The organism is Micromonospora sp. LOL_023 (genome assembly GCF_048060115.1).
Lineage (GTDB): Bacteria > Actinomycetota > Actinomycetes > Mycobacteriales > Micromonosporaceae > Micromonospora_E.
Map to the genome: position 1 here is coordinate 1 of NZ_JBHMIM010000209.1, position 369 is coordinate 369.

General features: G+C 72.9%; 1 pseudogene. It reads right to left on the reverse strand.

Annotated elements, in window-relative coordinates:
- Positions 1 to 281: pseudogene (locus ACFHVL_RS31500) on the reverse strand (hypothetical protein); the annotation flags it as partial.
- Between the last annotated feature and the right edge of the window lie 88 nt (positions 282 to 369).

The following is a 369-nucleotide window of genomic DNA, read 5'->3' on the forward strand; positions in this document are numbered from 1 at the left end:
ACGGCGGCCCGCTCGTCCATGCCGGCCTTCTTCGTGGCGGCGATGATGCCCTTGACGTTGTCGGTCTGCTCGGTGCTCAGGTCGATGCGGGACTGCTCACCCTGCACCCCGTCGGGGGTCAGCTTGCCGGCGTCGACGGCGCCGCTCGCGGCCGCGGCGGTGGCGGTGGCCTGGATGCCGGTCGGGGCGTGGTCGGCGGCCAGCGCCGGTGCGGCGATCGCGCCGCCGGCCAGGGTCAACCCGGCGATGCCGAGGGCGGTGTTCCGCAGGCTGGTACGCACGGTACGGCTGATGATCGTGGTCATAGGGGGGTCCACCTTCCGTTCCGGGGGGTACACACACCGCATGGCGCGGGGTGTGCGGTAACGG